The sequence below is a fragment of the Deinococcus arboris genome, from assembly GCF_009755355.1.
Classification (GTDB): Bacteria; Deinococcota; Deinococci; order Deinococcales; family Deinococcaceae; genus Deinococcus; species Deinococcus betulae.
Window position 1 is genome coordinate 118,389 of the sequence record NZ_WQLB01000005.1, and the last position, 19,471, is coordinate 137,859.

Consider the following 19,471-nt stretch of genomic DNA (forward strand, 5'->3'; position numbering starts at 1 on the left):
AAAGCAATTGTCAGTCCTCTGGTTTTTTCAAAGCCGCAGTTGAAGTCGAGAAACTTAGTCGTCTCTATATCCCGTCCCACCACTCCCAGATAGAAGGGTCAGGTCACGTTTCTCAAGTCGCCCATCTCAGGCAATAGCCAGATGCACCTTCTCGGACGAATTCCCCCTCGAACCTCAACAGCGAATTCGTACAGCGCCACCCCTCTACAAGTCGGCCCTCACCCAGTCTCTGGCCCCCGGCGCTTGCTTTGGTCTGACGGTTCCCGTCTCCTGGCAGGCGCTGTCCTACAATGCCCCAATGGTCTTTCTGTCAGCCCTGCTCCTGCTCGTGGCGTTTCTGGTGGGCAGCGTACCTGTGGGGAGCGCCGTGCTGTCGCGCGCCGGGGTCAATGTCCGCGTGACCAATGCCCACAACCTAGGGGTGGACAATGTGCTGCACCGCGTCGGCGTGCGCCTGAGTGCCCTGGGCGCCCTGCTGGACGCGGGCAAGGGCTTTCTGGCCGTCCTGATGGCCTCCAGCCTGGGGACGCCCGAGGTCAGTGTGCTGGCGGCGCTGGCCGCCTACCTGGGCCACCTGAACCCGCCGCGCCTGCTGTACGGGCCAAACCCCCCGCGTGGCCGGGGCAACATGCTGCTACTGGGCGTTCTGGCGGCCTTGGCGGTGACCGGAGCCGTGCCGCTGTGGGCCGCCACGCTGCCCGTCATGGTGTACGCGGGAGTGGCTGGGTTCTGGGGCTACGTCAGCGCCGCGACCCTGGCCGGCCTGCTGACCTTTACCCTGGCCGCCGCAACCCTGAACCTGGATCCGGCGGCCAAACTGGGCGCCCTGGCCCTGCTGGTGGCCGCCACCTGGCGCTTCAAGGAGAATCTGGGCCGACTGCTGGACGGCACCGAGCCGCGACTAGGCGACCCGGTGCCGCTGGCGGGCCGCCGCAGCGACGAGGTGGTGGCCGCCTTCATGATTCACCCCATGACGCTGGAAAACTTCTGGAGTGCGCGCCGTTTCGCCTGGCTGCGGCCCCTGGTGGAGCGCGGGGTCATCAGCGAAAAAGGCGTGCGGCAGCTTGCCGAGAGCCTGCGCCCCATGAAAGTGGGCGAACTGCACGGCATCCGCACCGTGGACGGCAAGAGCATCCGCTGTTATCTGCTGTCCAGCCCCCTGCTGCCCGATGTCTTCCGCGACCAGCCGGAGCTGGCCACCCGCCGCGCCATTGAAGGCGCGCGGCTGGCCCAGGAACTGGGTGCCGAGGTCTTTGGCCTGGGCGCGTTCTGGTCCGTGGTGGGCAACAAGGGCGTGGACGTGCAGGCGGCGGTGCCGGACATCACGATCACCAACGGCGGCGCCTACACCTCGGGGACCATCAAGGCCGCCATTCCGGGCATTCTGGAGCACTTTGCCGCCCAGGGCCGCGACCTGAAACAGGCGACGGCCGGCGTGGTGGGCGCCAACGGCGTGGTGGCGTTTGGGATCGCCCGCACCATTGCCCCACAGGTGGGCAAACTGATCATGATTGGCCGCGACCTGGAGCGCCTGGAACGCAGCGCCGCCACCCTGCGCCGCGCCGCCAAAACCACCGAGATTGTCACCACCACGAGTTACGACACCCTGAAAGAAGCCGACCTGATCTTCACGGCCACCAGCGACCCTAACCCCGTAATTTTTCCGCCGCATGTCAAGCCGGGCGCCTGGATTTTCGATGAGGGCCGCCCCGCCGATGCCCACGAAAGCGTGCAGGCTGTCCCCGGCGTGCGAGTCATCCCCGGCGGCGTGGTGCGCCCCCCCGGCGGCATGACCAGCAACATCGACCTGCAATTCGGTGAAGGGCAGGTGCCAGCCTGCCTGGCCGAGACCCTGATTATTGCCGCCACCGGGGAACACTGGCGCAAGAGCCTGGGACCGCAGACCCTGAGCGAGAACATCAATTTCTTTGTGGAGCAGGCCGACAAACTGGGCTTTCAGGTTGTGGAATAGAGGCACAGCAGATCGTGAGAGCCCGAACGCGCTTGATCGCTTCCAGCCGTCCTATGACGAGGCGGCGCGGTGTCATCCAATCTTTTAGATCAACGCTGCAACCTACCTCTAACTGAGGCAAGGCCCGCTTGAGGCGGGTTACAGCACCCCGCCGCCTGCTCCTCCGGGTCCGGTGGATTCTGTTCCACACCCCCTTGGCCTCCACCTGCACGGCCCATCTCTAAAGGTCCCGTCAGGCACTCTGGTCGGCCAGGCTCTCCCAACCCTCTAGGCTGCGCGGGAATGAGGTGGTTGGTGTCTCTGGCAGTGCTGTGGGTGGTGGCCGGGGCGGCAGCGGCGCCGCTGCCCCTGTGGCTGGGTCCGGCCCGGCCGCCCGTGGCCATCAACTGGCCCGCAGACGCCTGTGCCGAGCCCACAGACCGCCTGGAACGGGCTGTGTGGGCGGTGGTGCGCGCGCGGGGTGGCAGCGACGTGTCCTGCGGCAACGCCTTCATCGGCTATCTCCGTACGCCGCAGAGTCTGGACACCCCCCAGGACGCTTTTGCCGGCCTGGCCGAGCAGATCGAGGCCGCCCGCTCAGAGGTGCTGCTGACCAACATGCAGTGGGACAGCGGCCCAGGAACGCCCGGGTGGACAGTGGCACAGGCGGTGGCCCGGCTCTACGCGCAGGTGAGGGCCAGCCCAGCGGCGTACCCGCACGGCATGACAGTTCGCCTGCTGCTGGGCAATTACCCCCAACTGTCGCGCCCGGACGGCACCGATCAGATTCTGGCCCTGATGCAGGACCTCAGGGCGGCAGGCGTGCCCCTCAGCGACCCGCAGGCCGGCTGGACGCTCACTCTGCTGCGCTTCGCCTCGTTTCCCCACAGCCACGTCAAGTTGCAGGTGATCGACGGCCAGGACGTGACTGTAGCCGGCTTTAACCTGACGAACTGGCATCTGCCAGTGGGCGCTCCCGGCGGCTGGGGCCTGCACGACCTGGGGCTGCACCTGCGCGGGCCAGTGGCGCAGGCGGGTGTGGCGGCCTTTGACGATCTTCAGCGGCACAGCCTGGCGCTCGTGTGTCCTGACAACGTGACCCCCGCCGAGGTCCGGCGGCGCTGCACGCTTGGTCCCGCCCCGGCGCCCAGTCACCCTGCCCCGGCGACCGAGGCAGTCCGGGCCGGGGACGCGCGGGCCTTTGTGCTCTACCGCCGCCCCGGCGGAGAAAACCTGGCCGATGAGGCCCACCTGGCCCTGCTGGGAGCCGCCCAGACCAGCCTCGACCTGATGCAGTCGGATTTTGGCACCGACCTCGCCTGCTGGTACGCCTACCTGCATCCCGAAGGCTGCGTAACGGAAGCCTTGCCCGTGTATTTCTGGGCGGTGCTGAACGCGCTGGAGCGTGGCGTGCAGGTGCGACTCTTGGTTGTGGATTACGGCGTGGGTGCCGCCGCCAACCGTTCCGGGGTGGCGCTGCTGCGCCGGGAGATGGCGCGGCGCGGCGTTCCGGCAGACCGGCTCCAGGCGCGCTACTCCACCTTTCCCATGCACACCAAGGCCATGACCGTGGACGGCAGCATGACCCTGGTGGGCAGCATGAACTTTCATTTCAGTGCCTGGGGCACGCTGGGCCTGGCCGAGGCCGCGCTGGCGACGAGCGACCCGGCGGCGGTGACCGGGCAGCAGGCCAGTTTCGAGCAGGCGTGGCTCACCGGCAGCCGGCCCATTCCCCCCGAGCGCTGGCAGGCGCCGGGCACCACCTTCTGAGCCTGGGGCGCGCACTACACTGTCGGGCATATGAGGGTCGTGGAGAAAAGCGCTGGTCAGAGGCAGGCGGTCAGACATGGTTGAGCGGCTGCATCTGGCCAAACCCCGAGGCTTTTGCGCGGGCGTGGTCATGGCGATTCAGGCGGTGGAAAAGGCGGCCCAGACCGAGGCCCGGCCGGTGACGGTCTACCATTCCATCGTGCACAACCACACGGTCGTAGAGCGGCTTCAGGCCGGCTACGACGTGCATTTCGTCGAGGACCTGGACGGGGTGGACGCCCTGCCTCAGGGCGGCGAAACGGTGGTGTTCAGTGCCCACGGCATCAGCCCGGCGGTGCGTGAGCGGGCGCGGGCCCTGGGGCTGGCCACCATTGACGCCACCTGTCCTCTGGTGACCAAGGTGCACACCGAAGCCAAGAAATACGCCCGTGAGGGATACACCATCTTGCTGATCGGCGACAGCGCCCAGCATCAGGAAGTGATCGGCACACGGGGCGAGGCCCCGGAGCACACCATTCTGGTGGGCGTGCTGGGCAAACGTGGCGCAGGCCTGCACGACCCCCACACCGTCGAGGTGCCTGACCCGGAGCGCCTGGTGGTGCTGACCCAGACGACCCTCAGCGTGGACGACACCCGCCGCACGGTCGACGTGCTGCGCGGACGCTTTCCGGCGCTGGTGGTGCCCCCCAGCGAGGACCTGTGCTACGCCACCAAGAACCGCCAGGACGCGGTCAAGGCGATTGCCCCGCAGGTGGACATGTTTCTGGTGCTCACCAGCACGCACTCCAGCAACGGCATGCGCCTGCTGGAACTGGCCGCCGAGACCTGTGGCCGGGCCGAGCGCCTGGAGACAGCCGCCGACCTGGCTGGGCTGGACTTTGCGGGCGTGCGCTCGGTGGGCATTACGAGCGCCGCCAGCACCCCCGACGACCTCGTGCAGGCGGTGGTGGCGCACTTCCGCGCACTCAACCCGGCGCTGGCGGTCATTGAGGAAGGCGAGTGGGAAAACATCGAATTCCGTGAGCCGAAGAAGATGCTGCCCACACAGCCGCTGCCGCGCACCATGCAGTGAGACGGATTCCGTCCATTTCCGCAATATCTGGGAGGGCACCTAATGTTCCTCCAGTACCCGGAAATCCGTCCTCTTTCCTCCCTCTGGTCGAAAAAAGTCCGTCACAGGCGGCGAAGTCTTCCGGAATTGGTCTGAGGAGGCGCCCTTGACCGTGCAGGACGCCCTGGGCTTCGCTTTCTCCCTGTTCGTGGTGTGGCAGGTGGTGTGGGGCCTGGTGGCTTTTGTGACGATGTGGCGTGATAAGCGGCTGGCGCAGGAACGCCGAACCAGAATCCCAGAAGCGCAGCTGCACCACCTGGAAGCCTGGGGCGGCTGGCTGGGGTCAGGCCTGGCGCAGGTGACGCTGCGGCACAAAACGCGCAAGAAGATCTACCAGCGCGTTTTTCGCCGCTCTGCCAGCCTCTGGCTGATTGCCTGGCTTGTCCTGGGCATCCTTCAGGCCCTCTAGGCTATCAAACGCTACCCAGTTAGCCATATTTTCTTTCATGCGCTAAGATCTTCGGCATGATTGTGGTGAAAGTCGGCGGAAGCGCCGGAATTGATTACGACGCCGTGTGTGTCGACCTGGCCGGGCGCTGGCGAGCAGGCGAGCGCCTGATTCTGGTTCATGGCGGCAGCGGCGAGACTAACCGGGTGGCCGAGGCGCTGGGGCACCCGCCCCGGTTTGTGACCAGTCCTAGCGGCTACACCAGCCGCTTCACCGACCGCCAGACGCTGGAAATCTTCGAGATGGTGTACTGCGGCAAGATGAACAAGGGCATCGTGGAGCGCCTGCAGCGCCTGGGCGTGAACGCGGTGGGCCTGTCGGGGCTGGACGGCCGCATCTTTGAAGGCCGGCACAAAGACAGCGTGCGGGCCGTAGAAAATGGCAAGGTGAAGGTGCTGCGCGGCGATCACACCGGCACCGTGGAGCGGGTGAACACGGGCCTGCTGGACTTGCTGCTGGGTGCGGGATACCTGCCGGTGCTGACGCCGCCCGCCAGCTCCTACGACGGTGTGGCCATCAACGTGGACGGCGACCGCGCCGCCGCCGCCCTGGCCGTGGCCCTGAAAGCCGACGCCCTGCTGCTGCTCTCTAACGTGCCGGGGCTGCTGCGCGCCTACCCCGACGAGAGCAGCCTGATTCGCCAGATTCCAGCGAACGACGTGGAACAGTACCTGGACTTCGCGCAGGACCGCATGAAAAAGAAGGTGCTGGGGGCCGCCGAGGCCGTGCAGGGCGGGGTCCGCCGCGTCATCTTCGGAGATGCCCGCGCGGGCCAGCCCATCACCGCCGCCCTGAACGGCGCGGGCACGGTGGTGTCCTAGCGTCAAGGCGGGTGCTATGCTTGCGCGCCGATGCCCAGCGCCCCCGAACTGCTGCACTTTCTGACGGTCCGGGGTGGCCGGGAATACCGCGTCACCGCCCTGCTGTGGGCCGGCCGCGGCAAGAAAGCCACCGTGCGCGAGCTGGGCGACTACCGCCTGACCGTGCGCGGCGAAACGGTCCAGGCCACAGGCCCCAGCGGGCAGACCCGCCACCTCAGTCCCGAGGAGTTCCTGAACGTGTTCGGCTCCTATACCTTCACCCCTGCCGAGCCGACTGGCCTGATGACCGACCTGGGGCCGCTGTTCGGCTAGCGGCAGGCCAAAGGCCCAGCGCAGAGTGTCTGGGGCCCTTGGCGTTACCGGGTTAAGGCTGCTGATTCTGGGCGGCGGCCAGGTCAAAGGCGGCCAGCTTCACCTTTACCTCGCGCGTTTTGCCTGCACGCTGCACCGTCAGCGTCACGGTGTCGCCAATCTGCTTGTTGATAACCGTGCGCGGCAGGTCGCCCGCGTCGGTCAGAGGCTGGCCGTCCACGGCGACAATCACGTCGCCGTCGTTGGCGGCGGTGCGCTGGCCGTTTGCCCCAGTGGTCACGGTGCTGCCGCGCAGACCTGCCGCTGCCGCTGGGCTGCCAGGGTACACCTGCGCCACCAGCGCTCCCTGCTCGGGCAGCTTGGCCTGCTCGCGCTGCTCATCGGTCAGGGCAGCCACGGGGGCAAACTGAATGCCCAGACTGGGCGTCTGAATCACGGCGTCCTGACCCCCTTTGCCGGCCTGCAGCTGAGGCAGCAGCTTCTTGACCGTATTCACCGGAATAGCGAAGCCCACCCCCGCGCTCTGGCCGATCCCACCCGTCAGAATCTGGGTGTTCACGCCGATCACCTGCCCGGCACTGTTCAGCAGCGGGCCGCCACTGTTGCCGGGGTTGATGGCGGCGTCGGTCTGAATCACTGACTGCTCGACGCCTTTCGTGCCCACCCGCACCGTGCGTTCCAGGCTGCTGATAATGCCTTCAGAAACACTGAAATCCAGACCAAACGGCGCACCCATCGCAATGGCCTTGAGGCCCACATCCAGCCCTTCGCTGTCGCCCAGCGGAATGGCTTTTGCGGCGCCCTGCGGCAGCCCCTCGGCACGAATCAGGGCCAGGTCAAAGTCGGGGGCGCGGGCCACCACCTTGGCCGGGTAAGTCTTGGTGCTGCCGTGCAGTCTCACCGTGATCTCACTGGCGCCTTCCACGACATGATTGTTCGTGATGATGTCGCCGCTGCTCGTGACGAAAAAGCCGCTGCCAGTGCCGGTCTGGGCCTGTCCCCCCTCGTCCTCGTCGGGCAGGCCGAAGTCAAAGGGCAGCTGCTGCTGAAGCCGCTCGCGCAGCTGGGCCTGGGCGCTGCCCGTGTCGCTCTCGGTCACGCTGATATAGACCAGGCCGTCCTGGCGCGCCTTGACCACCTGCACGGTGTTCGCTTCGGATTCGGTGCGGGCGCGGGTCTCGGCAGCTGGCGTGGTGGCCAGCGCCGTCACCATCTCGCCAGAGGTGGCTGTGTGGGTGGCGGCCTGAGCCGAGGTGACGGCCGGCACCCCCTGATTCAGCGCGCGGTCACGGATGTCATAGCCCACCAGAGCGCCCACGGTGAGACTGCCAGTCAGGGCCAGAAGGGAGAGGGTGCGGTTCATAGCCAGACTCTGCCGCCTGGGGGTTACGCCAGTGTTAAAACGGAGGGTGCAACACCACCGCTTAAGTTGCGCTCAAGACCAGGCATCAGTACAGACAAATTAAAACCTCGCCCTGGTAAGGAGCGAGGCCCTGTTGGAAGACTGGCTGCGGGTTCTGTTGGTCAGGTGGTGACACCAGCCACACGCTGAGAGGACAGCGCCAGGCCAGTCAGCCCGTTTTGACCCGAAGTGAATCGCCTTTGAAAGCAATTCCCTTCCGGGCAAAGTTACTTCTTGCGCTTGGTGGCAGGTTTCTTGCCGCCGCCACCCGTGGTGCGCTCTTTGGCGTCGCGCATAAACGAGCGCAGCTTGGCCTCGAACTGAGGGCTTTGCCGGCCGATGGCGCGGGGGCGGGGCACCTCCTCGGGTTCTTCCAGCAGCTCCTTGATGGACAGGTCCAGGCGGCCACGCTCGTCGCGGCCCAGCACCTTGACTTCCACGTTCTCGCCCTCGCGGACGTGATCGTGGATGTTCCGCACAAAGGAGTGCGCGATTTGTGAGATATGGACGAGGCCCGTCTCACCGTTCTCGAACTGGATAAACGCGCCGAAATCCGTCACGCGCGTGACGCGGCCCTCCGCGACCGCGCCGGAATCAAGCTGCACCAAAGGAGGTCTCCTTAAAAAGCATGGAACTCATGGTACACCATCCCCCGCCCCCCGTGCGCAGTTCCTGAGAATGAAGGGCAGAGGCGCAGAGTGAAAGGCCCCTCGCCACCCCTTGCCTACCGTCAATCAGGACCTGTGCTGGACGCGGTCAAAGTGCATTTAAGGCGGCCTCGTTGGCTCCTTCCAGCCAGGTCAGCCACTACAGCCCATGAGAGCCCGCGCTAGATTGGCCTCATGAAATTGCGCGGCACTCTGGGCGGGCTCAACCTCTTGCTGGAACCCGGCGATACCGGCCCGGCGGTGACCGAGGCGCTCGGCGTGCGTGCCGACCTGCTGGCCAGCCACGTCACGGTCGAGATCCAGGGCGACGCCGATCCAGACGCCCTGGACGCCGCCCTGCAGGCCATTCGGGCGGCGGGCGGCACGCCGGGCCGGGTGCGCGCCCCGCGCGTCAGTGTGCCGGCCCCGGCCCAGAGTGACGCCCCCGCCACGCCAGCCCCAGCCCGCACCCAGATTGTGCCCCACACGCTGCGCGCCGGCTTCCGCGAGACGTATCCCGGCAGCGTGATTGTGCTGGGCGACGTGAATCCAGGCGCCGAGATTCTGGCAGGCGGCGACGTGATCGTGGTGGGCGCCCTGCGCGGCCTGGCCCACGCGGGCACCGGGGGCAACGGCGACGCCATCGTGTGGGCGCGGCCGATTGCCAGCGCCCAGATCCGCATTGGTGACGCCGTGGCCCGCGCGCCCGAGGGCAGCAGCCTGAGCAACATGCGCCACCGCGACGATCAGCCCCTGGCCGAGATCGCCCGCCTGCAAGATGGCGTTATTCAGATTGACGTGCAGAAATAGGGTGCAGGACGCGGGCTAGTCCCGCACCCTACGTTCTTACACGCCTGCCGGAAACTGCACGCCGCCCAGCAGGCGGTTCAGGTGCGCGGCGTGGGCCAGCAGGGGGGCGTCGGCACCGGCAGGGGCCACCAGCAGGATGCCGCCGGGCTGGGCGCCGCTCTGGGTGGGCACCGGCAGTGCCAGGCTGGGATACCCCGCCTTTGCGGCCAGGTGATAGCCGCGAATACCGGGAAAGACCACCAGGTCCAGGCCCTGCGCGAACAGCGCGTCAAACCCGCGCGTGCGGGTCAGGGTCAGGTCGCGCGCGCGCGCCAGGCGGTAGGCGGCCTCGCTGCCGTCACCGCGTGTGGCCTGAGCCGCGTGCAGCAGGGTCTGGCCGTAGCGCAGCAGCGTTTCGGGGTCGCGGCCCCCGGCCTCGATCACCTCGGCCAGGCTGCGCGGCCCGCTGGTCACGCCCGCCAGGTAGGCGTTCAGGTCGCCCTTGAACTCGTATTCCAGCACCTCCATGCCCACGCCCACCGCCTTGAGGTCGGTGCGGGTGGGGAACTTCAGGTCGTGCAGGGTGGCGCCCGCCGCGCGCATGGTCTGCACCGCCCTGTCGAGCGCCTGCGTTTCCGACTCGCTGAGGCCGTCCTCGTCGCGCAGGATGCCGATGGCCGCGCCATCCAGTGCGCCTTCGGTCAGGGCCAGGTCGGGCACAGGCAGGCGGCGCGTGGCCTCGTCACGATCGTCGGGACCGGCCATCACGGAGAGCAGCAGCGCGGCGTCGCGCACACTGCGCGTGAGGGGGCCAGCCGTGTCCTGACTGTGGCTGATGGGCACGACGCCGGTGCGTGGGATTAACCCGAGGGTGGGCTTCAGACCGATGACGCCGTTCTGGTGCGCCGGACTGACGATGCTGCCACTGGTTTCGGTGCCAATCGCCGCCACGCACAGGCGGGCCGACACCGCCACGCCGCTGCCGGCGCTGCTGCCGCCGGTATCCAGGCCCGCGCCCCAGGGGTTAACGGCCTGCCCGCCGGCGCTGGAATAGCCGTTGGGCATGCCCAGGGTCATGAAGTTGGCCCACTCCGTCAGGTTGGCCTTGCCCAGAATCACAGCGCCCGCCGCGCGCAGCCGGGCCACCAGCGGGGCGTCGGTGGCCGGCATATGCCCGCGCATCAGGGCGCTGCCGGCCGTGGTGGGCAGGCCCGCCACGTCGATATTGTCCTTGACCAGCACCGGCACCCCATGCAGCGCGCCGCGCCGCCCGGCAGGCAGACGGTCCAGGGCGTCGGCGTCGGCCTGGACCTGTGGGTTCACGGTGATTACGGCGCGCAGGCGTGGGTTGTGGGCATTCAGACGGGAGAGGTACAGCCGCGCCACCTCGGCGCAGGTCAGGTCACCCCGGCGGGTGGCAGCAGCCAGCGTCACGGCGTCCAGGTCCAGAATCGGGTCAGGGATGGTAGGGGTCACGGCCCTCACGATACGTCTATGCGCGGCCGCTGGCGGGCACAGGCCGCTGCGCTAGCGTGGCGGGCATGACTGCCCCGCCCGCTCCCACCGCCTTTCAGGGCAACCCCGGTTCTTACGGCGAGATTGCCGCGCTGCATGCCGTCCCCGGCGCTGCCGAGACGCGCGGTTACCCCACCTTTCACGAGGTGGCGCGCGCCGTGGAGAGCGGCGAGGCCGCCTGCGGCGTGCTCCCTGTGGAAAACAGCCTGATGGGCGCCATCCACCAGAGCATTGACCTGCTCAGTGAAACCGACCTGCATGTGGTCGGCGAGGTGGTCGTGCGCGTGTCGCACTGCCTGATGGCGCTGCCCGGCGTGGCCCTGGAGGAAATTCGCCGGGTGGCCAGCCAACAGCCTGCCCTGGACCAGTGCACCCAGCTGATTCGGCAGTACGGCTGGCAACCTGTAGCAGCCCACGACACCGCCGGCAGCGCCCGGAATCTGGCCAGCAGCGGCGAGCGCGACCTGGCCGCCATCGCCAGCGCGCGGGCGGCTGAACTGTACGGCCTGAACATCCTGGCCCGCCAAATCGAGGACGAGCCCTTTAACTACACCCGCTTCATGGTGCTGTCGCGTCAGGAACCCGCGCCCAGCGACGCGCCCCACAAGACCAGCCTGGTCTTCGCTGTGCGCCACACGCCCGGCTTTCTGGTCGAGACCCTGAATGAACTGCGCGGCCTGAACCTGTCGCGCATCGAAAGTCGACCGCGCCGCGACCGCGCCTGGAGCTACCTGATGTACGTGGATATCGAGGGCAGCGCCCACGACCCGCAGGTGGCGCAGGCGCTAGCCGGGGTGCTGCGCAAAGCCAGTTACGCCAAAATTATCGGCTCGTACCCGGCCGCGCAGGGCACGGTGGAGTGAAAGAAAGGCGCGCCCAGCTTCCTGATCGAGACAGCCCTGCCAGACGCAGAACTAGGCGCTGCGTTGTTGTCAGACAGGCAGCCTCAAACGACATAGCTCCTGAAGGCGGGCAGATAGAGAACCTGCTTCAGCTGACTTCCTGCTGAATTGAGATTGCTCCAGCGGTAAGCAGGGCTTGGGCGAAGTTGAGGCCTGCGGTGTTCAGGATGCATCTTGATTGGCCCCGGTCTGTCACCAGAGTGCCAGACGTGAGGCGACCTGGGACCCACTGCAGGCCCTTTGCTAAATCGAGGGCGAACAAAGACCGCATGTTGAGCACGGCAGTCAGGCTCGTCTCTGCATGGCACCATGAAGTGATGCCGCGCCTATCTCGCCTTTTGCTCTCGCCCCCCGCCTGCCGCGACCTAGCAGCGCTGCGGAACGTGGCCGCCGGGCGCACTGTGCTGGTGACAGGCCTCGTCGGGGATTGGCGCGGCGGCGGCGCGGCAGCTGGGGCAGGCCGGCGTCACCACGCTGCTGCTGGCCCGGCGCCCGGACAGGCTGGAGGCCGTGGCGGCGCAGATTCGGGCCGCTGGTGGGCAGGCGCAGGTCTACCCCGCTGACCTGGGCGACCCCGCGCAGGTGGAAGCCGTGGCCCGCGCCATCATGGCCGACCACCCCCAGCTGGACGCAGTGGTCAGCAACGCGGGGCGCTCGGTGCGGCGGCGGGCCCAGGACGGCGCGCCAAAAGCAGACCTGCCCCGGCTGCTGGGGGTCAATTTCAGCGGCCCAGCGGCGCTGCTGCTGGCGCTGCGCCCGGCGCTGGCCAGGGGCAGCGTGATCATCAATGTCTCCAGCGTGTCGGCGCGGCACATAGGGGCGCCGCGCTGGGGGGCGTATCAGGGGAGCAAGGCGGGCTTTGACCTGTGGCTTCAGGCCGCCGCTGCCGAGTGGCCGGGCGTGCGTGTCGCCAGCGTCTACCTTCCTCTTGTGCGCACCCCCATGAGCGCCCCGACGCGCCTGTACCGCTGCCTGCCGGCCCTGAGCGCCGACGAGGCAGCCCAGGCCGTGCTCTTTCCCCTGGTGCGCCCGGTGGTGCGGGTGGCCCCGTGGTGGCTGCGCGGCGCCGAACTGGCCAGCCTGCTGGCGCCCGCTGCACTGGGACGCAGTCTGCGCGCCCTGGAACGGCTCGAACGCCGCTGGGAGACCCGGCCGTGAGGGCCGCGTGGACCGCCCTAAAAGCCACCGGCGTGCTGGCGCCAGCCCCATTGCCAGCCGCCGCCGGGTTGCTGTGGCAGGTCGCACGCCACGGCACCACCCTGTACGCCCTGGTCGCCTGGCATGCCCAGCGGACCCCAGCGCGAATAGCCCTCTCCAGCGGCCAGGGCACCGTGACCTTTGCCGAGTTGCAGGCCCGCGCAGACCATGTAGCGGCCTGCCTGCGCCCATACACGCCGCCTGGGGCCGTGGTGGCACTGCCAGCGGGAGACGATTTGCCCTTTGTGGCCGCGCTGCTGGCAGGCCTGCGCCTGGGGCTGCGATTGGTGCTGCTGCCGCCTGGACAGGATGAGGGCGCCACCGCACGCCTGCTGGCCCGACTGAACGCGCAGGCCCTCCTGACCGATGATCCGGGCCTGGCCGGTCTGGGCGTGCCGTGTCTGTCCCTGCACCGGAGCCCTACTGAAAGGTTCTGGCCGGGCTGGCCCCGCGCTGGGCAGCCGGTCCTGCTCACCTCCGGCACCACTGGCGAGCCGCGTCCGGTCACGCGGCGGGTGAAACCACTGGCGGCCGGGCGCCTGACGCTGGCCCTGCTGGCAGCGCTGCTGCCCCACCGGGACGCGCCAGTTCTGCTGCCGCTGCCCCTATGGCACGGGCATGGGCTGGCCACCCTGGCCCTGTGCCTGGCGCTGGGCACGCGGCTGCACCTGTGCCGGGGCACACCCGCTGCCGAGTTGTGGGCGGTCATGGCGCGCCAGAGCACACAGATACTGGTGCTCGTGCCGACCCTGCTGCGTCGCTTGATGGACGCGCCGGGATCGGCCCCCAGCCTCCGCACGGTCGTCTGCGGCTCGGCGCCGCTGGACCCGGCGCTGGTCAGGCGCACCCAGACGCGACTGGGCCCCGCGCTGCACAATCTATACGGCAGCACCGAAGCCGGCCTGATTTCGCTGGCCACGCCAGACGATCTGTGCGCCTCGCCGGACAGCGTGGGCCGCCCATTGCCCGGCGTGCGGGTGCGCCGCGCGGCGGACGGCCAACTGCAGGTGCGCGGACTGCTGACGCGGCAGTGGCTGAACACCGGCGACCTGGGCTCGCTGGACGGTGCAGGCTGCCTGCATCTGCTGGGCCGGGCCGACGACCTGATGGTCATTGGCGGCGAGAACATCTGGCCCGCGCAGCTAGAGGCCGCCCTGCTGGGGCTCCCCGGCGTGCGGGCCTGCGCGGTCTTTCCAGTCGCGTGTGCCGACTACGGCCAGCGGCCCGCCGCATTTGTGGAGCTTGAACCGGGGGTTTCGGCGGCCAGGCTTCAGGCGGCCCTGGCCGCGCGGTTGCCCCGGCGCCTGCGCCCTGCCCCGTTAACTGTAGTGCCCGAACTCCCTCTGACGCCCAGCGGCAAGGTGGCCCGCACGGTCCTCAAAGCGCGGCTGGACCGGGAAGAACTGACCGGGCTGCGTTCAGAACACTGATCTCCAGGCTTGCCGAGCATCACGCTGAGAAGACCCTTGTTCTTGCCTCAGCAGGCTTGTTTGCGCTCCGCTAACCCTTCGGCTGCGATTCACCGTAGAGTGCCGACCCTGCCACCGGGCCTATTGGTGCTCCCGCCCTCATGCCTGCGCAGATGTCAGCAGCCGGCTTACACGGATGCCGGCTGTCACGCCAACACATCGCAACAGAACCGACGTGTCAACTCAACGCCCATCGGTCCGCTTGTTACCTTTCTGCAAAACTCTTCAAGCAGGCTGAGCCGCTTTGTCAGTTCTCTGGGATTCGATTATTTTCGCAACCGATGGAATCAGAATCCGGTTTACTTCAGGCCAGGCGTCGGCTCGACCAGGGTCCAGAGGTGGCGCAGCAAGGCATCGGTGTCCTGAAATTCCAGCCAGGGAGCGGTCTCCTGCCCGGCGCGGACTTCCCGCAGGCCCAGGCGCTGCCCGCCGCCGACCAGGCGCTCGATGCGGAGCTGGTACTCCTTGTGGGGGGAAAGATCGTCGTCGCGCCTCATGGTGGGTCAGGCTAAGGGACGGGGCGTTACGGGGGCGTTGCAGATGCCCATGCCACCCTGAGGCCAAGTGCACCCCACCCTGCCGTGAGCACCGCTGTTTCGTTGGGTCACTTATTTCGGGGGCGTTTGCCCCCCGACTGCTCTAGATTCTGCCTTCAGAGTGTTTAGACTGACCCATGACCGCCGAGCCCCTGTGCCTGCACACCCTGGGTGTACCCCAGGTCACGCTGGCCGGGCAGGTGCTGGACGTTACCGGCAAGAGCCTGGCGCTGCTGGTGTATCTGGCCATAGAGGGTCAGACGCCGCGCGAGGTGCTGGCCGACCTGCTGTGGACGGACCAGGACGCGGGCGCGGCGCGGCGCAACCTGCGGGTCCAGGTTCACCGCCTGCGGGCCTCGCCGGCTGGGGCGTGGCTGGCCGTCTCTGGAGGCGCGCTGGGGCTGAGGCCGGGCGTGCAGGTAGACGCGCTGACCTTGCAAGAAGCGCTGGCCGGGGGTGACCTGGCCCGCGCCGCCGCCCTGGCGGGGGGCCGCTTTCTGGACCATCTGAGCGTGCCCGGAGCGGCAGCTTTTGACGACTGGCACGCGGTCACCGCCCAGGCCACCTTTGAGGCGCAGCTGCGCGCCCTGGACGGCCACGCGGCGGCGCAGAGCCGGGCCGGGGCGTGGGCCGAAGCCGCCGCCACCCACCGCCGCGCCCTGGGGCTGGACCCCCTGCGCGAACGCAGCGCGCGCGCCCTCATGGACGCCTGCCTGGCGCTGGGGCAGCCGGAAGACGCCCTGGACGCCTACCGCACCCTGGAACGGCACCTGGCGCAGGAGCTGGGGGGAACGCCGCTGCCCGCCACCCAGGCGCTACGGGCGCAGATAGAGGCGCTGCTGGCCGGTCCCGTGACGGCACCCAGCCCCCCGGCCGCGCCGCTGGTGGGCCGCGCGCAGGACTGCCGCGCCCTGCACGAGAACCGCCTGACCATGGTCCTGGGCGAAGCGGGCCTGGGCAAGACGCGCCTGGTGACCGAAGCGGCGGGTGAGGCGCTGCTGATCCGGGGCGTGCCGGAACTGACCCCGCTGCCCTACGGCGCGCTGCTGGACGTGCTGCGCGCCGGGGCCATCCACCACTGCCCGCCGCGCCTGCGGCCTCTGCTCAGCGCCGCGCTGGCGCCCCCCGGCGCGGTCCCACCCCCCGACCGCGCCGCGCTGCTGGACGCCCTGGCTCAGGCGCTGGTCAGCCTGTGCGGCGGGCGCACCCTGATTCTGGACGACCTGCACTGGTTGGACCCCAGCACCCTGGAAGCCGCCTTTCTGGCCCTGCACAGAGGCGCGCCCCGCCTGTGGCTGACGGCTCGGCCCGCCGAACTGAACGCCAGACCCGAGCTGCTGGAGGTGCTGGCCCGCCTGAACCCGCCCCGCCTGACCCTGAACGAGCTGAACGAGGCCGAGGTCGGTACCCTGATCCAGGCGCTGTCGGGGGCCTCCGCGCCCCTGTTCAGCCGGCGGCTGTACGAGGCCACGGCCGGGCACCCCCTGTTTCTGCTTGAAACGCTGCGGGACCTGCGCGAGCGCGGCCTGCTGACCGAGCGCGGCGGGCGCTGGCACACGCCCTTTGACGCCTCCACGGTGAATTACGCCGAGGTGCCGGTGCCGCCCAGCGTCACGGCGGCCATTTCTCAGCGCCTGGACCGCCTGGGGGAGCACACCCGCCGCCTGCTGCACGCCGGGGCACTGTGGGGCGAAACCTTCTCGGCGGCGCTGGTGGCCGCCGCCTGCGACCTGGGCGAGGGGGCCGCGCTCGACGCCCTGGAGGGCGCCCAAACCTCCCGCCTGATCGTCCCGGAAGGGCCGGTGTACCGCTTTGGGCACCACCTCTACCGCCGGGTGCTGACCGCAACCCTGGGGCAGCCACGCGCCCGCTTTCTCCATGGCCGCCTGGCACGGCTGGCCCCCGCCGGAACGCCGCCCGCCGCCCTGGCCCGCCACTATGAACTGGCCGGCGAGGTCGCCCTGGCGTGGCCCCACTGGCACGCCGCCGCCCTGGACGCCGAGCGCCTGTATGCCCACGCCGACGCCCTGGACCTGTCTGCCCGCGCCCTGGCCTGTTCTCCGCCCCCGAACGACGCCTTTGCCCTCCACGCCGAGCGCAGCGACCTGTGCCGCCACCTGGACGATTCAGCTACCCGCCGCGCTGCTCTGGCTGCCATGCAGGCCATTGCCGCCGACCTGAACGACCCGGCCCTACACGCCGAGCATGCGGTGCGCGCCGCCAAGTGCTGCACCGAAGACGACGACTATGCCGGGGCCATCGCCACGGCCCAGGGCGCCCTGACCCGCTGGGGGGCGTACCTAGGCGCTGACAACCGTTCGGCGCTGCTCCTTGAAAGCGGCGCGGCGCTGGCCTGCCTGGACCGCTGGCCCGAGGCCGAGGGGGCGCTGGGAGAAGCGCTGGCGCTGACGCGCGGGATCAACCCGGTGCGGGAATCAAACATTCTGTACTGGCTGGGCTACAGCCACCTTCAGACCAGTCAGTTTGACCAGGCCGCGCAGCACTATCTGGCGTCTGTTCAGGCGTTGCCCACCAGCAGCCCCACCCGTGGCCGGGTGCTGAGCCTGTGGCGCTACGGGGCCAGTTTGCGCCGCCTGGGCCAGTGGCCGGCTGCCAGCGCCGCCCTGACCGACGCCGACGTTTGCGCCCGCACCCTGAACGCCGGGTCTATTCGCGGCCTGATTGTGGCCGAGCAGGCGGCCCTGGCCCTGGACGGCGGCGACCCCGACACCGCCCGGACACTGGCCGCCGAGGCTCAGACTCTGCTGCCCCAGCAGGGCGATGAAGGATGGGATGTGCTGCGGCCCGTGCTGGCCGCCGTGGGCCTGGCGCAAGAAGCGTAGAGCGCTGGGGATAAGACTACAAGGCCGACCGCTGAAGCCCAGCCTGTTTTCCAACCTGACAAGCTTGCCTAGCGGCCTGCTTGGCTCCTCTTCGCCGGCAAACGGTCATAGTCGGTCAGAAGGTAATTGGTCAGGGCGGCCAGAAAGTACCCTGTGAAGAACACGCGGGCTTTCGGCTGTTTCAGTGCTCCAGTGGCCCACGGCAGCAGGAGCAGCAGCGGCACAAAGGGGGTGTCGGCCTGCCCATGCACCCGGAATGAAATGAGCCGTTTGACGGTGAAGGGCTGGTCAGTCAGGCCATTCAGGAAGGCGGCCGCCGCTCCAAAGCCGTAACACCAGGCGCGAGCAGAGCCCTTCAGGCCCAGAACGGATGGGGCGAGCAAAATTGAGCCGGCCAGCCCATAGTCGAGCGCGCCATGCTGGGCAGGACCGAGAGGTTGGGTGGACGTTGACGCTCCTTTGCCGCAGAGAACGCAGCTGCACTCCACCATCGCGGCGTCCTGTGAAGCCCTTTCCCCAGAAGCGACAAGTCGGCTTCACCCGTCCTAGGAAGCACTGTGAGAGAAGAAAAACGACCCCTAATCATCTTGACCAGCCCAGAGTGGGCCGCAGAGAACCAGCAACATCCACCTTCGGGCGGATGGCGAGAGTTATCTAAGGTGCTACTACGCGCTTAATGGTGACTGCTGCCCTGCTCGTCTTGGGGAGTCTCGCTGCGCCTGCTGACGCTGAATCCAGAACGCACTGACAAAACAGAGCTTCTTGCACGCGCCTCGGCATAGAGCAGGGCCTTTTCGTTTCTCGACAGTGAGCGCCATGCCAGAATAACGGCACATGTTCAGCGTCTTGCTTTCCTCTCTGCTGCTGACCGCCCAGGCCGTACCGGTTGCCCCCGTGGCCAATGCGGCCACGCCAACCAGCATCGTCAATAGCTTGGCAGTCAAGCGCAACTGGACTGGGCAGGACAGCGAGTTCTGCAAGGCCCGCGCCGCACAGAATGCCTACAACAACTACCCGCGCGCGCCCTTGGCCAAATTGAAGTTCATCAAGACCTTCGCGTTCCGGGGGACTACGAATGCCAGTTCGGAGCGGACCTACCTGGACGTCTTCAACAATGGCGGCTTTCAGACGCCTTTTCCCTGGCAGGAGGGACAGTGGCTGGCCCGCCAATACACGGCGCAGCCCACGCCGCGCTACACCTACCTGCTGGAGTTGCAGGACCGGCCCAAAGAGCCGAACCGGTTCAGCACCGAGGCCAGCGTGTGCATCACGGTGTTCGGCATTCGGTAGCCCTCAGGTCTGCTCTCGCCCCACGTAGGGGGCTTTCTTCGTTTGATTCAGCGCTACAGCCCGGGGCCGTCCACTGCCCAGTGGTCCCTAGAGCTGCCAGGAGCGCATAACACCCCCACCTTGCCTTCGGGCGGGTGGGGACGCTTTCTCTGAGCTTATGGTGCTTTCGGTTCGTCCGTTTTCTTTTGCACCCCGAATGGGTGGCCCGTGAGTGCAGCGCTGACTAGATTGATGACGAAGGCCCCCGCGAGGAAGAAAAGCCCTTTACGTTGTGTGCTTGAAAGACGGGGCATAACAGAGCGCAGCATAGGGCTTCTTTCTCTGTGAGTCAGACGCATTTGTGCTCTACCGGCGGCCTATGGATTGCTGCGGACTCTTCGTCCCAGCCGTAAGCGGCTGACATGGCAGTACGGTGCTTCGTATAGACGGCGTTGCCTGCGGCATGGCGCTCTTTCGCGCTGAGACCGC

General features: G+C 68.1%; 17 protein-coding genes. 12 read left to right on the forward strand and 5 right to left on the reverse strand.

The window, feature by feature from the left end; translation table 11 throughout:
• Positions 1-298 precede the first annotated feature (298 nt).
• The 6 genes from GO986_RS05705 to GO986_RS05730 all read left to right on the forward strand — a co-directional run bounded on the left by GO986_RS05705 (position 299) and on the right by GO986_RS05730 (position 6,413).
• Positions 299-1,972 carry a glycerol-3-phosphate acyltransferase gene (locus tag GO986_RS05705; RefSeq protein ID WP_157458305.1) on the forward strand — a complete coding sequence of 558 codons (1,674 nt, stop codon included), beginning with the start codon at positions 299-301 and terminating at the stop codon, positions 1,970-1,972.
• Between the two features lie 294 nt (positions 1,973-2,266).
• Complete coding sequence (locus tag GO986_RS05710) at positions 2,267-3,721, forward strand: phospholipase D-like domain-containing protein (protein ID WP_198170425.1); 1,455 nt, start codon at positions 2,267-2,269, stop codon at positions 3,719-3,721.
• Between the two features lie 76 nt (positions 3,722-3,797).
• Positions 3,798-4,793, forward strand: coding sequence for a 4-hydroxy-3-methylbut-2-enyl diphosphate reductase (gene ispH, locus GO986_RS05715; RefSeq protein WP_157458307.1), 996 nt, complete (start codon positions 3,798-3,800; stop codon positions 4,791-4,793).
• Positions 4,794-4,944: 151 nt separating this feature from the next.
• The gene (locus GO986_RS05720) at positions 4,945-5,241 is read left to right on the forward strand and encodes a DUF1294 domain-containing protein (RefSeq protein WP_369409189.1); all 297 of its coding nucleotides are present in this window, start codon (positions 4,945-4,947) and stop codon (positions 5,239-5,241) included.
• A 56-nt stretch (positions 5,242-5,297) separates the two neighbouring features.
• Positions 5,298-6,101: a [LysW]-aminoadipate kinase gene (locus GO986_RS05725; RefSeq protein ID WP_157458308.1), complete on the forward strand. Its 804-nt coding sequence runs from the start codon at positions 5,298-5,300 to the stop codon at positions 6,099-6,101.
• 30 nt (positions 6,102-6,131) lie between these two features.
• Positions 6,132-6,413: a hypothetical protein gene (locus GO986_RS05730; RefSeq protein ID WP_157458309.1), complete on the forward strand. Its 282-nt coding sequence runs from the start codon at positions 6,132-6,134 to the stop codon at positions 6,411-6,413.
• Between the two features lie 52 nt (positions 6,414-6,465).
• Here GO986_RS05730 and GO986_RS05735 read toward each other — a convergent pair whose 3' ends face one another.
• Positions 6,466-7,776, reverse strand: a complete 1,311-nt coding sequence (locus tag GO986_RS05735) for a S1C family serine protease (protein WP_157458310.1) — start codon at positions 7,774-7,776, stop codon at positions 6,466-6,468.
• 266 nt (positions 7,777-8,042) lie between these two features.
• The gene (locus tag GO986_RS05740) at positions 8,043-8,423 is read right to left on the reverse strand and encodes a S1 RNA-binding domain-containing protein (RefSeq protein WP_157458311.1); all 381 of its coding nucleotides are present in this window, start codon (positions 8,421-8,423) and stop codon (positions 8,043-8,045) included.
• A gap of 234 nt (positions 8,424-8,657) precedes the next feature.
• On the opposite strand from GO986_RS05740, the gene GO986_RS05745 reads away from it, so the two are divergent.
• The gene (locus GO986_RS05745; RefSeq protein ID WP_157458312.1) at positions 8,658-9,272 is read left to right on the forward strand and encodes a septum site-determining protein MinC; all 615 of its coding nucleotides are present in this window, start codon (positions 8,658-8,660) and stop codon (positions 9,270-9,272) included.
• 36 nt (positions 9,273-9,308) lie between these two features.
• On the opposite strand, the gene GO986_RS05750 is transcribed toward GO986_RS05745, so the two are convergent.
• A complete protein-coding gene (locus GO986_RS05750) occupies positions 9,309-10,727 on the reverse strand; it encodes an amidase family protein (protein WP_369409182.1) in 1,419 nt (472 codons plus the stop codon).
• Positions 10,728-10,792: 65 nt separating this feature from the next.
• Between GO986_RS05750 and GO986_RS05755 the strand changes: the two genes are divergently transcribed.
• The 3 genes from GO986_RS05755 (at position 10,793) to GO986_RS05765 (ending at position 14,295) form a co-directional block, all read left to right on the forward strand.
• The gene (locus GO986_RS05755) at positions 10,793-11,629 is read left to right on the forward strand and encodes a prephenate dehydratase (RefSeq protein ID WP_157458313.1); all 837 of its coding nucleotides are present in this window, start codon (positions 10,793-10,795) and stop codon (positions 11,627-11,629) included.
• Between the two features lie 513 nt (positions 11,630-12,142).
• The gene (locus tag GO986_RS05760) at positions 12,143-12,826 is read left to right on the forward strand and encodes an SDR family NAD(P)-dependent oxidoreductase (protein ID WP_232337478.1); all 684 of its coding nucleotides are present in this window, start codon (positions 12,143-12,145) and stop codon (positions 12,824-12,826) included.
• The gene (locus GO986_RS05765) at positions 12,823-14,295 is read left to right on the forward strand and encodes a class I adenylate-forming enzyme family protein (RefSeq protein WP_198170426.1); all 1,473 of its coding nucleotides are present in this window, start codon (positions 12,823-12,825) and stop codon (positions 14,293-14,295) included. The genes GO986_RS05760 and GO986_RS05765 overlap by 4 nt, the downstream gene beginning before the upstream one ends.
• Positions 14,296-14,633: 338 nt before the next feature.
• Here GO986_RS05765 and GO986_RS05770 read toward each other — a convergent pair whose 3' ends face one another.
• Entirely contained in the window at positions 14,634-14,831 is a 198-nt protein-coding gene (locus GO986_RS05770) for a hypothetical protein (RefSeq protein WP_157458315.1), read from the reverse strand.
• 176 nt (positions 14,832-15,007) lie between these two features.
• Here GO986_RS05770 and GO986_RS05775 point away from each other — a divergent pair, with 176 nt between their 5' ends.
• Positions 15,008-17,713, forward strand: coding sequence for a BTAD domain-containing putative transcriptional regulator (locus tag GO986_RS05775; protein WP_157458316.1), 2,706 nt, complete (start codon positions 15,008-15,010; stop codon positions 17,711-17,713).
• Positions 17,714-17,781: 68 nt separating this feature from the next.
• Here GO986_RS05775 and GO986_RS05780 read toward each other — a convergent pair whose 3' ends face one another.
• Positions 17,782-18,096, reverse strand: coding sequence for a hypothetical protein (locus GO986_RS05780; RefSeq protein ID WP_198170427.1), 315 nt, complete (start codon positions 18,094-18,096; stop codon positions 17,782-17,784).
• Between the two features lie 451 nt (positions 18,097-18,547).
• Between GO986_RS05780 and GO986_RS05785 the strand changes: the two genes are divergently transcribed.
• Positions 18,548-19,003, forward strand: coding sequence for a hypothetical protein (locus GO986_RS05785; protein WP_157458318.1), 456 nt, complete (start codon positions 18,548-18,550; stop codon positions 19,001-19,003).
• Positions 19,004-19,471 lie beyond the last annotated feature (468 nt).

Excerpts from the sequence above, each read along its gene's own strand:
- GO986_RS05745 (WP_157458312.1), top strand. The coding sequence starts at position 8,658 with ATGAAATTGCGCGGCACTCTGGGCGGGCTCAACCTCTTGCTGGAACCC.
- GO986_RS05730 (WP_157458309.1), top strand. The coding sequence starts at position 6,132 with ATGCCCAGCGCCCCCGAACTGCTGCACTTTCTGACGGTCCGGGGTGGC.
- ispH (WP_157458307.1), top strand. The coding sequence starts at position 3,798 with ATGGTTGAGCGGCTGCATCTGGCCAAACCCCGAGGCTTTTGCGCGGGC.
- GO986_RS05785 (WP_157458318.1), top strand. The coding sequence starts at position 18,548 with ATGTTCAGCGTCTTGCTTTCCTCTCTGCTGCTGACCGCCCAGGCCGTA.
- GO986_RS05705 (WP_157458305.1), top strand. The coding sequence starts at position 299 with ATGGTCTTTCTGTCAGCCCTGCTCCTGCTCGTGGCGTTTCTGGTGGGC.
- GO986_RS05755 (WP_157458313.1), top strand. The coding sequence starts at position 10,793 with ATGACTGCCCCGCCCGCTCCCACCGCCTTTCAGGGCAACCCCGGTTCT.
- GO986_RS05770 (WP_157458315.1), bottom strand. The coding sequence starts at position 14,831 with ATGAGGCGCGACGACGATCTTTCCCCCCACAAGGAGTACCAGCTCCGC.
- GO986_RS05725 (WP_157458308.1), top strand. The coding sequence starts at position 5,298 with ATGATTGTGGTGAAAGTCGGCGGAAGCGCCGGAATTGATTACGACGCC.
- GO986_RS05775 (WP_157458316.1), top strand. The coding sequence starts at position 15,008 with ATGACCGCCGAGCCCCTGTGCCTGCACACCCTGGGTGTACCCCAGGTC.
- GO986_RS05735 (WP_157458310.1), bottom strand. The coding sequence starts at position 7,776 with ATGAACCGCACCCTCTCCCTTCTGGCCCTGACTGGCAGTCTCACCGTG.